We start from the raw sequence: 10,696 nt of genomic DNA, 5'->3' as shown, positions 1-10,696 counted from the left end.
GTTCTGGACGACGGCCGGCCCGCCACCCCGCGCGCCTGCGCGGGCGCATTTTCGCGATTCCGGCCCCAAAATTCCAACGTGACCCCCTTGTCCGGCCATTTGCCAGCGCGGCGCGGACCGTTGGTGGCAGTCTGCTGAGCAGAAAACAGCAGTACGGAGCCGGAGGTGCACTTAGCGTGGCGTCCAACGTCAACCCCACCGTCAGGCGACGCCGATTGGGCCAGGAGCTGCGCAGGCTTCGAGAGGCCAAAGGCATGACGGCAGAAGAGGTGGCGGACCGGCTGCTCGTCTCGCAGTCGAAGATCAGCAGACTGGAGAACGGCCGTCGCAGCATCAGCCAGCGCGATGTCCGTGATCTGTGCGGGGTATACGAGGTCGAAGACCACCGCATCGTGGATTCGCTGATGCAGATGGCCAAGGATTCACGCCAACAGGGTTGGTGGCACGCCTTCGGCGACATCCCGTACAGCGTCTACATCGGTCTGGAGACCGAGGCGGCCTCGCTGCGGGTCTACGAGTCCCTGCTGGTGCCCGGCCTCCTGCAGACTCCCGGCTATGCCGAAGCGGTCATCCCCGGCACGGTCCCCGAGCTGGCGCCCGACCACTTGGAGAAGCGCATCCAGGTGCGGATGCGCCGCCAAGAGCGGATCAGCGATTCCGACCACCCGTTGCGGCTGTGGGCGGTGCTGGACGAGAGCGCACTGCGGCGGGTGGTCGGCAGCCACCTGATCATGCGCGAGCAACTGGACCATCTTGCCGAGATGAGCCAATTGCCGCACGTGACGGTCCAGATTCTGCCGTACAACACCGGTGCGCACGCCGGAATGTCGGGAACGTTCTCCATCCTCGAATTCGACGATGCCGCCGATTCCAGTGTGGTGTACATCGAGGGCGTCACCAGTGACCTCTACCTGGAGAAAACCAACGATGTGCATAAGTACACGATCATGTACGAGCATTTGCGTGCGCAGGCGTTGAGCGCGGAGCAGAGCCGGGAGTTCATCGCCGCAGCGGCGAAATCCCATGCGGATGCGGCGGGGTGAGCCTCGCCGGGGAGAAATAGTGCGGAACCGGCATTCCCGCGGAGAGGTTGGCACGGTACACGTGCACCCGCCCTCGTGAATAGGGATCAAGAAATATGCCATTCGGACGGGTGAACGGCCTCTGCGGCTCATGATGTTGGCGCGTAGCGTCATCACTACCGAATCCGCGGTAACTCAACGTGAGTTGGAGTGAACATGGCCGTGCAGCCCAATTCCGCATTCTCCTGGACCAAGTCCTCGTACTCCGGTGGCAACGGCGCCTGCGTGGAAATCGCCGTGCCGGCCGTCACCGCCATTGCAGTGCGGGACTCCAAGGACCCCGAAGGTCCGCGCCTCACATTCGACAACTCCTCCTGGACCAGCTTTGTGTCGGACGTCGCCGGTGGCGCGTTCGACGTGGCGTGACCTGAACCGTCACCGTCCGCAGTCTGCAGATACGAGCCCTCTCGACTGGACCGCCGTCCCGGCCGAGGGGGCTCGGCCATGCCCGCGCCCCCTGTCCGGCGGGCAGCCGGCCGACCGCACGGGACCGCCGAGCCGCCACTCAGCGCAGTTCGGACACATACCGGTCCGTCCCGGGCACGGTCGGAATGAACGGAGCCACCAGCTCCACCCGCCCCAGCGCCGACTCCGCGACCTCTTCCTCCAGGTCGGCGAAGTGTGCGGCCCAGCCGTCGCGCGGGTCCTGCTGGAGGAACCACAGCAGTGTCAGCCGGGTATCGACGCCCTCGACCTGCTTCACATACGACATCCGGTCCCCCGGCAGCGGCGTCGGACGGAAGACGGTGACCATCGCCGCCGGTGAGCCCGCCAGCCGCCGGGGCAGGTGGCGGGCACACAGCCACTCCAGCAGTTCGGCCCGTCGTTCCGGACCGTCCGCGTCGATCACCTCCAACACCAGCCCGGTGTACGGGTGGTCCAGCGCATGGAAGTCACGGGGGCCGGCGGCGCCGTCCCGGTAGACCGTCGCCACGTGCTCCTGGAAGGCCGTGAAGACATGCGTACGGTCCTGGTAGACGCGGCCGTCCCGGTTGAGGCGCTTGTTGATGCCGACGGTCCACTTCATGTGCTCGTCGTAGCGGCCTTCGGTGACCCAGTAGGTGGAGAGATAGCAGCCGGCCGTCACCGGCCGGGCAACGGCGGACTTCCCGGGACGGCGCAGCAGTTGCAGCTCGCGGGTGGCCACCCAGCGGCGGCCGGCGAACATCCACGGCATCGCCATCGCGCCCGCGATGTAGTGGTCGTCCTCGTACCAGCGGTTGTAGGCGTATTCATGCCCCGGATGCGGTTCGACCATGGTGATCAGCGCATGCCCGGGGTGCACTCCGTAGGGGCCGACGGCGGCCAGCTCGGCGTAGGCGGCGGCCCCGGCGGCGGCTCCGCCCTCCGGCGTTCCTTTGCTGTCTGCGGTCATGACAGACAGGTGTAGCTGACGAATCATCAGAAGGGGAGGGGTGGTGCACCCGTCACCGGGCGCCGGCGGCATACGGACCACGGCCCGTACGCGGGCACCCGTCCCGCCCGCCCATCATGCGGGCACCCCTGCACACCCTTCCCCGGCCCGCTTAAGCTGCCTGCTCTCTGCAGCTAACGTCGGTTAATCGCAGACACGAGCGATGGGAGCCGCCATGTCGGACGCGATCCTTGCCCATGCAGCCGCTGCCGTGCCGGGGCTTGCCGCGCGTGCGGCGCGGACCGGCAGTTCGCCCGTGCGCGAGATCCTGGCGCTCACCGCCCGTCCCGAGGTCATTTCGTTCGCCGGCGGGCTGCCCGCGCCCGAGCTGTTCGACGCGGCGGGCATAGCGGCTGCCTTCCAGCATGTGCTGGCCGAGGACCCGATGCGGGCTCTGCAGTACTCCACCACTGAGGGCGATCCGGCGCTGCGTGCGGCCGTCGCGGCGCGCACCACCGCGCGCGGGCTGCCCACCGAAGCCGATGACCTGCTGGTGACCACCGGTTCGCAGCAGGGTCTGACGCTGCTGGCCACGGCCCTGCTGGAGCCGGGGGATGTGGTGCTGGTCGAGGACCCCTGCTACCTCGCGGCGCTGCAGATCTTCTCCTTCACCGGCGCCCGGGTGGTGCCGGTGCCGACCGACGACGAGGGGCTGGACCCGGCCGCGCTGGACGAGATCACCGCGCGCGAGCGGCCCAAGCTGCTCTATCTCGTGCCGACCTTCCAGAATCCGACCGGCCGCACCCTGTCCGCCGAGCGGCGGGCCGCGGTCGCCGAGGTCGCCTCCCGGCGGGGGCTGTGGATCGCCGAGGACGACCCGTACGGCGAGCTGCGTTTCGAGGGCGCGCCGGTGCCGTGGGTCGCTTCCTTCCCCGGGGCCGAGGACCGTACGGCGCTGCTCGGCTCGTTCTCCAAGGTGATGGCGCCCGGCCTGCGGCTGGGTTCGCTGCGCGCGCCGGCCGCATTGCGGCGGGCCTGTGTCATCGCCAAGCAGGCCGCTGATCTGCACACCTCGACCATCGACCAGGCCGCCGCGGCACGGTACTTGGCGGTCGCCGACCTCGACGCACATCTGCGGCGGGTGCGGGACGCCTACCGTGCGCGCCGGGATGCCCTGGTCGACGGGCTGCCCACGGCGCTGCCCGAGGGCTCGCGGTGGAACCGGCCGGCCGGCGGCATGTTCGTGTGGGCGACCCTGCCCGAGGGGTACGACGCAACGGCGCTGCTGCCCGAGGTGGTACGGCATGACGTCGCCTACGTCCCCGGAGCACCGTTCTTCGCGGGGCCGCCGGATGCGACTGCTGTCCGTCTGTCGTTCGTGACGCACTCCCCCGACGAGATCCGTGAGGGTCTGGCGCGGCTGCAGAAGGCCCTGGAGGGCGTGCGCCGGGACGGGTGAGCGCGGGAGGGCAGCGCCTGCGCCGGGCGGTGAACGTCGCGGCGGAAAATGCACTTTCGGGTGGCCGTCGCCCTGCCGGAAACTGGAAGTCCACGGCACGTGGACCTCCAGTGAACCTCCCAGGAGGCCGGATGACCAGTGGCCCGGACGATCCGGTGGACGGCCCGGCTGAGGGCCCGGCGGGCGGCCGCCCGACGGATGACCCTGCGGACGAACCCGCGGACGCGCCCGCGGACGAACTCCCTGCCCGGTACCGCCCCGATCGCCGCCTCAGCCCCGATACGGATCCCGATCCTGATCCTGATACCGATCCCGATCCCGCTCTCGCCCCTCCCGACAGTGACCCGACGAGCCCATCTCCCTCCCTCCCGCAACGCGCCCGCGCCCAGCTCCGCGGCGTCGGCTCGTGGCTGCGTGCGCACGCCCGGCACGCTCTCGTCGTAGGCGTCGTCACGGCAATCGCCGGGGCGCTCGCCACGGTGGGCGCCGACCAGCTCCCCAAGCTCTTCGCGGAGCCACCGCCCGGCTGCCCCGGGGCGGGCTGCGACGGCAGGAACCCCAAGGACACCGCGTGCGCCTATGACGCCGTCACCTGGGAACCCACCGTGGGCAACCAGGTCCGTATACAGCTGCGTTACAGCAAGGACTGTGGGGACGTATGGGGCCGGATCGTCAATGGCGAGCCCGGCGACATGGTGACGCTCCGGGTGGCGGGCGGATCGGCCCGCAGTGCCTCGATCGACTACAACCACGACAAGTACACGTCCATGGCGACCGTCGGCAGCGCCTTCCGGGTGCGGCTCTGCGCGGTGCCGTCGACCAGCCCCCACCGCATCGGCAAGTGGATCAAGTACTGCTTCGAGGCGACAGAGCATGCGGCCTGGGACTGATCCGGACCCTGGATCTCTGGCGTCACGGCGAACGACTCTGGCCTTCCCGGGCTCACAGCCCTAATCTGACGGGCCATCAGGAGTGAGCTGGGCGGCCCGGCCGGGAGGCACACATGCTGCTGCGGAACAAGACCGTCATCGTCTCGGGCGTGGGGGCCGGACTCGGCCATCAGGTCGCGGCGGCCTGTGTACGGGACGGCGCCTCGGTGGTGCTGGGAGCCCGTACGGAGGCGAATCTCGCCAAGACAGCGGCACAGCTCGACCCTTCGGGCGAGCGGACGGCCTGGCGGGCGACCGATATCGGCGACGAGGCGCAGTGCGAGGCGCTGGCCGCACTGGCCGTGGAGCGGTTCGGCGGCATCGACGCGGTGATCCATGTCGCCGCACTGGACACGCTCTTCGGGGGCCTGCGGGACGCCGACTTCGACTCCTGGCGCGCTGTCGTGGACGTCAATCTCTTCGGCACGCTGCGGATGACCCGCGCCTGCTTGCCGTCCCTGGTGGCGCGCGGCGGTGGCTCGGTGGTGATGATCGGCACCCAGTCGTCGGTCGCCGCCCCGTCTCAGGTGCAGCAGGCGGCGTATGCGGCATCCAAGGGCGGGCTGGTCTCGGCGATGTACTCGCTGGCGCGCGAGCTGGGACCGGACCGGATACGGGTCAATACCGTGCAGCCCGGGTGGATGTGGGGCCCGCCGGTGGAGGCATACGTACAGTTCCAGGCGCACGGGGAAGGCGTTCCGGAGTCCGAGGTGCTGGGCCGGCTCACGGAGCGGATGGCGCTGCCCGAGCTGGCGACGGACGCGGACGTGGCCGAGAGCGCGGTCTTTCTGGCCTCCGACCGGGCGCGCGCCATCACCGGCCAGTCGCTGCTGGTCAACGCTGGGGAGCTGATGCGGTAACAGCCCGCTTGGGGCTCCCTCCTCCTGGACGAGACGGCGCAGGCCGGGCTTGTCCTCGCGCGCGGGCAGGGCCGGCAGGACGGGCAGGGCAAGCCAGGGGCGGACCGCCCGGCCGAGCCGGGCCGGTTCGCTCCGGGCCGGGCCGGGTTGAGCTGGGCCGGTTCGGACTGAGCCGGGTCTGGGCCGGTTCGGACTGAGCCCGGTTCTGGACCGGTTCGGACTGGGCAGCCGTACGGGATCCCGGGCCCCGTACGGCTGTTGGGGCTGTTGTCAGTGCGTGCGTTCGGGCCAACGGCGCCCGGCGAAGTGTGCGCTCATCGTGGGTTCGGCGTCGCGTCCGGGACAACGCCCTCGAAGGTCAAGAGAAAGCAAAATCGTTCGCTTTACTGACCTGCGTTCACATCCATGACCATCCATGCTCTTGACCGGCCCGCTCGTTGGGCGGTTCAATCCCCGGTGTCCCCAATTCCCGTAGGGGGCACCGCCCCACAGGACGTCACGGCGAAGTGATTCACGTTCACAAGGCGGACCCCTGGAGGGGGCATGAACAGTCTCGACTGGGCCGTGCTCATCGGCTACTTCGGCGTGATGATCGCGATCGGTGTGTGGTCGCACAAACGGGTGGACGACGTCAGCGACTTCTTCACCGCGGGCGGCAAGATGCCGTGGTGGCTGTCCGGCATCTCCCACCACATGTCCGGCTACAGCGCGGTGATGTTCACCGGGTACGCCGGCATCGCCTACCAATACGGCATCACCTCCTACGTCACTTGGTCCTTCCCCATCGCGATCGGCATCGCCATCGGCGCCCAGCTGTTCGCGGGGCGGCTCAACCGGCTGCGGTCGCGGCTGGGTGTCGCCTCACCGCTGGAGTACCTCAAGAACCGCTACAACCTGCCGACACAGCAGGCACTGGCCTGGTCCGGTGTCCTGCTGAAGATCGTGGACGTGGGCGCCAAGTGGGCGGCGATCGCCACCCTGTTGTCCGTCTTCACCGGCCTCTCGCTCCATCAGGGCATTCTCATCACGGGCGTGATCACCGGCGTCTACTGCACGGTCGGCGGGCTGTGGGCGGACGCGCTCACCGAGCTGGGGCAGTTCGTCATCCAGCTGCTGGCCGGTGTCGCGATGCTGGTCGCCGTCATGGGCCGGCTGGGCGGCTTCAGCTCGCTGTGGACCGTATGGGACAAGCTGCCGGACAACCACACCCAGCCGACCGTCGGCCCGTACACCCTGACCTTCCTGCTCGCCTACCTCTTCATCAAGACCTTCGAGTACAGCGGCGGCATGTGGAACCAGGCCCAGCGCTTCATGGCCACCCGCAGCGCCCGGGAGGCCAGGCGCTCGGCGCGGCTGTCGGCGGCGCTGTGGTTCATCTGGCCCGCGGTCCTCTTCTTCCCGATGTGGGTCGCACCGCTGCTGATCAAGGCACAGAAGCCGGACGCCTCCGACTCGTACGCGCTGCTCACCGAACGGCTGCTGCCGCACGGACTGTTGGGCCTGGTCATCGTCGGCTTCTTCTCCCACACGATGGCCATGTGCTCCTCGGACGCCAACGCCATCTCCTCGGTGTTCACCCGGGACATCGCGCCGGCACTCTCGGCGAAGGCGCGCGACTGGTCGCACCGGGCCGGGCTGCTGGCGGCCCGGCTGTCGACGGTCGCCTTCCTGGGGCTGTCGATGGCGATCGCCACGCAGGTCAACTCCCCCGCGTTCAAGGACATCATCACCGTCGTCATCAAATGGGTGGCCGGGCTGGTCGGGCCGATCTCCATCCCGTTCCTGCTCGGGATGCTGCGGTTCTTCCGCAAGTCCGGTCCCACGGCGGCACTGGGCTCGTGGGCGGCCGGTCTGATCGCCTTCTGGCTGACCAACTACGGCCTGAGCGATGTCCAGTTGCAGATCCAGATCGTCTCGCCGGTCGCCACCTCGCTCGTCCTCTTCCTCCTCCTCGGCTTCGTACGGCCGGAGGACACGCCGGAGCGGGATGCGGTGCTGGCGCGGATCAACTCGGACGACGGGGGTTCGGCGGGGGCGGCTTCGGTGTCGATTCCCGGGCAGGGGGACGGGTCGAGGACCGGGACGAGGGCCGGATCGGGCGACGGGGCCAGGGACGGGGCGGGCGAGGGAGCGTAGGGATTGTCGGCGGTTGAGCCGGGGGTGCCGTCGGCCGGTCGCGCCGGGGATGCCGTGGGGACGTGTCGGGGCGCTCGGGGGGACGCGTCAGGGGCGCTTGGGAGATGCGTCGAAGGCCGCTTTTGGGGATGCGTCGAAGGCCGGGCGGCTTGGGGAATGCGTCCAGGTGGCACCACGCAGGACGCGGTGGAGACGGGCCGCATCGGCACATCGGCCGCCGGGCCCGTGACGGTCCGACGCCGGAAACGGTCGGTCAGGCCCGTGGGTACCGGGCCAGCCACCCTGGCGACGAACCGGCCGGGCCGTGCAGCGCCGGTCCCTGCGTCATCTCCATCGAGAAGTCGTCGGCCAGCTGCAGGATCGTCTCCCGGCCCTCCAGCTCGACCAGCCACACCGGTGGCAGCGCCGTCTCACCGTGCAGGGTGCCCAGCAGATTGCCGCAGATGGCGCCGGTGGAATCGCTGTCCCCGCTGTGGTTGACGGCGAGCAGCAGGCCATGGCGGATGTCCTCGGCGACCAGCGCGCAGTACACGCCGATCGACAGCGCCTCTTCGGCCGTCCAGCCCTCGCCCAGCGACTCCACCCGGGCGGGCGTCGGCAAGCCCTGCCGTACGGCGCCGAGCGCGCGTTTGAGGGCGTCGGTGGTCTCCTCGTGGCCGGGGCGGGTGGCCAGATGCGCCAGTGCCTTCTGCACGGCGCCGTCGAGGTCCTCGCCGCGGGCCAGCGAGTGGCTGATGACCGCGAAGGCGCCGGCCGCCAGATAGCCGGTGGGGTGGCCGTGCGTCTGTGCCGCGCACTCGACGGCGAGCTGGAAGACCAGTTGCGGTTCCCAGCCGACCAGGAGCCCGAACGGCGCCGAGCGCATCACCGCGCCGCAGCCCTTCGAATCCGGGTTCTTGGGAGCCTCCAGCGTGCCCATCGCCTCGTCCGCGAGGCCGCTCAAGCAGGCCCGGCCGGGCGCCCGGCGGGAGTACAGCCACTCCTCGCGGGCGAGCCAGCCGTCGTCCTTCTTGCGCTCGTCCGGGCCCCAGTCGCTCTGGGTGGCGGCCCAGCGCAGATAGGCGCGGTGGACGTCGGTGGGCGGATGCCAGGCGCCGGTGTCGCGGCGCACCTGGGCCCGGATCAGCCCGTCCATGGTGAACAGGGTCATCTGGGTGTCGTCGGTGACCGCGCCGCGCCGCCCGAAGGCGGGCACAAAATCGGTCACACCCTCCTGGCCGTGCGCCGAACGGATCGCGTCGAGCGAGTCGAATTCGATACCGGCGCCGAGTGCATCGCCGATGGCACCGCCGAGCAGACATCCGCGTACTCGGCTGCGGAAGTCCTGCTGCTCCGCGCGGCCCCAGATGGCGGCGCCGCCTCCAGCTGCGCTCACTGCGCCCTCCTGAAGCTCACAACGTTCCGGGGCCTAGCAGAGGCCCCTGGGGCAGCACTGTAATCGTTCAGGATTGATCAATTTTTGCCCAGGAGAGTAATGCGACCACTCACTCATAAGGCGGCTTTTGACCGGTACGGTCCCGATGGGTATGAGCTCGGCCGATACGGCCTTGGTCGAATCGGCTTCATCGGTACGGCTTCATCGGTACGGCTTCGCCGGCTCGATACAGGGTGGCTCGGTGCGGGGTGGTTCGGGGCGGGGCTGTTCGAGGCGGGGCAGCTCTGTACAGGGCGACTCACCGCAGGGCGGCTCAATACTGGGCGCTCGGTACGGGGCCGTACCGTCCGGCCTGAGCACCACACGGCCTGAGCATCGTCCGCCCTGAGCACCGTCCAACCTGAGCACCACCCCGTCATCCGTCACACCTCTCGGGAGAATCCGCATGACTCCGCGCTGTGCCGTACTCGACGACTACCAGGACGTCGCCCTCTCCATGGCCGACTGGTCCGCTTTGGCGGGCGCCGTCGACGTCCGTACGCTGCGGCAGCCCTTCCGCTCCGAGGACGAGGTGGTCTCGGCGATCGGTGACCGAGATCGTTGTCGCGATGCGCGAACGCACCCCGTTCCCCGCCTCGCTCCTCGCCCGGCTGCCCCGCCTCCGGCTGCTGATCACCTCCGGAATGCGCAATGCCGCCATCGACCTGGAAGCCGCCGCCCGGCACGGCGTCACCGTCTGCGGTACGGCCAGCAACACCGAGCCGCCCGTCGAACTGACCTGGGCGCTGATCCTGGGCCTCGCCCGCAACGTGGTCACCGAGAGCACCGCGATACGCGACGGCGGCCCCTGGCAGAGCACCCTCGGCGCCGACCTGCACGGCCGTACGCTCGGGCTGCTCGGCCTGGGCAAGATCGGCACCCGGGTCGCCCGGATCGGCCAGGCCTTCGGCATGAACGTGACGGCCTGGAGCCAGAACCTCACCGCCGAACGCGCCGCAGAGGCGGGCGTGCATGCCGCCACCACCAAGGACGAGCTCCTGGAAACGAGCGACTTCGTTTCCGTACACCTCGTCCTCGGCGACCGCACCCGCGGCCTGCTCGGCGCCGATGAGCTCCGCCGGATGCGGCCCACCGGCTACCTCGTCAACACCTCCCGCGCCGCCATCGTCGACCAGCCCGCGCTGCTCCGGGCGCTGCGGGAGAACTGGATCGCCGGCGCCGGCCTGGACGTCTTCGACCATGAGCCGCTGCCTGCCGACCACCCCCTGCGCACCCTCCCGAACGTGCTCGCCCTGCCCCACCTCGGCTATGTCACCCGCCGCAACTACGAGGGCTACTTCCAACAGGCTGTCGAGGACATCACTGCCTTCCTGGCAGGCAGCCCGATACGCCAACTGGGCTGAAGAGGGCTGGTCAGTCGGGCGGCGGCCCCCTCTTCCCCGGCAGCCGGCAGCCTCCCCGACAGGCCGGGTGCGAAGAGTCCCCGGCCTCCCCCGACGTC

8 protein-coding genes and 1 pseudogene are annotated in these 10,696 nt (G+C 69.7%); 7 read left to right on the top strand and 2 right to left on the bottom strand.

The window, feature by feature from the left end; all coding sequences use genetic code 11:
• The first annotated feature begins 176 nt into the window (after positions 1-176).
• Together ACWGI6_RS29920 and ACWGI6_RS29915 are read left to right on the top strand one after the other, a co-directional pair.
• Positions 177-1,043 carry a helix-turn-helix domain-containing protein gene (locus ACWGI6_RS29920; protein WP_453270397.1) on the top strand — a complete coding sequence of 289 codons (867 nt, stop codon included), beginning with the start codon at positions 177-179 and terminating at the stop codon, positions 1,041-1,043.
• Positions 1,044-1,238: 195 nt separating this feature from the next.
• Positions 1,239-1,448 (top strand): DUF397 domain-containing protein, encoded by a 210-nt coding sequence (locus ACWGI6_RS29915; protein WP_453270396.1) that lies wholly within the window; start codon positions 1,239-1,241, stop codon positions 1,446-1,448.
• 139 nt (positions 1,449-1,587) lie between these two features.
• Here ACWGI6_RS29915 and ACWGI6_RS29910 read toward each other — a convergent pair whose 3' ends face one another.
• Positions 1,588-2,457 carry a hypothetical protein gene (locus ACWGI6_RS29910; protein WP_453270395.1) on the bottom strand — a complete coding sequence of 290 codons (870 nt, stop codon included), beginning with the start codon at positions 2,455-2,457 and terminating at the stop codon, positions 1,588-1,590.
• A 214-nt stretch (positions 2,458-2,671) separates the two neighbouring features.
• Here ACWGI6_RS29910 and ACWGI6_RS29905 point away from each other — a divergent pair, with 214 nt between their 5' ends.
• The 4 genes from ACWGI6_RS29905 to ACWGI6_RS29890 all read left to right on the top strand — a co-directional run bounded on the left by ACWGI6_RS29905 (position 2,672) and on the right by ACWGI6_RS29890 (position 7,820).
• Positions 2,672-3,895, top strand: a complete 1,224-nt coding sequence (locus ACWGI6_RS29905; protein ID WP_453270394.1) for an aminotransferase-like domain-containing protein — start codon at positions 2,672-2,674, stop codon at positions 3,893-3,895.
• A gap of 131 nt (positions 3,896-4,026) precedes the next feature.
• A complete protein-coding gene (locus tag ACWGI6_RS29900; RefSeq protein WP_453270393.1) occupies positions 4,027-4,785 on the top strand; it encodes a DUF2690 domain-containing protein in 759 nt (252 codons plus the stop codon).
• Positions 4,786-4,898: 113 nt separating this feature from the next.
• Complete coding sequence (locus ACWGI6_RS29895; RefSeq protein WP_453270392.1) at positions 4,899-5,684, top strand: SDR family oxidoreductase; 786 nt, start codon at positions 4,899-4,901, stop codon at positions 5,682-5,684.
• A gap of 543 nt (positions 5,685-6,227) precedes the next feature.
• On the top strand, positions 6,228-7,820 hold the full coding sequence (locus tag ACWGI6_RS29890) for a sodium:solute symporter family protein (RefSeq protein ID WP_453270391.1): 1,593 nt from the start codon (positions 6,228-6,230) through the stop codon (positions 7,818-7,820).
• Positions 7,821-8,073: 253 nt separating this feature from the next.
• Here the strand turns inward: ACWGI6_RS29890 and ACWGI6_RS29885 are convergent, their stop codons facing one another.
• Complete coding sequence (locus ACWGI6_RS29885) at positions 8,074-9,195, bottom strand: ADP-ribosylglycohydrolase family protein (RefSeq protein WP_453270390.1); 1,122 nt, start codon at positions 9,193-9,195, stop codon at positions 8,074-8,076.
• A 445-nt stretch (positions 9,196-9,640) separates the two neighbouring features.
• Here ACWGI6_RS29885 and ACWGI6_RS29880 point away from each other — a divergent pair.
• Positions 9,641-10,598, top strand: a pseudogene (locus tag ACWGI6_RS29880) (D-2-hydroxyacid dehydrogenase family protein).
• Positions 10,599-10,696: the final 98 nt, after the last annotated feature.

This window comes from Streptomyces sp. NPDC054786, assembly GCF_053611685.1.
Note: the sequence above shows the minus strand (reverse complement) of the source record. Positions and strands in the feature narration are given on the sequence as shown.

Excerpts from the sequence above, each read along its gene's own strand:
- ACWGI6_RS29915 (WP_453270396.1), top strand. The coding sequence starts at position 1,239 with ATGGCCGTGCAGCCCAATTCCGCATTCTCCTGGACCAAGTCCTCGTAC.
- ACWGI6_RS29910 (WP_453270395.1), bottom strand. The coding sequence starts at position 2,457 with ATGACCGCAGACAGCAAAGGAACGCCGGAGGGCGGAGCCGCCGCCGGG.
- ACWGI6_RS29905 (WP_453270394.1), top strand. The coding sequence starts at position 2,672 with ATGTCGGACGCGATCCTTGCCCATGCAGCCGCTGCCGTGCCGGGGCTT.
- ACWGI6_RS29900 (WP_453270393.1), top strand. The coding sequence starts at position 4,027 with ATGACCAGTGGCCCGGACGATCCGGTGGACGGCCCGGCTGAGGGCCCG.
- ACWGI6_RS29895 (WP_453270392.1), top strand. The coding sequence starts at position 4,899 with ATGCTGCTGCGGAACAAGACCGTCATCGTCTCGGGCGTGGGGGCCGGA.
- ACWGI6_RS29890 (WP_453270391.1), top strand. The coding sequence starts at position 6,228 with ATGAACAGTCTCGACTGGGCCGTGCTCATCGGCTACTTCGGCGTGATG.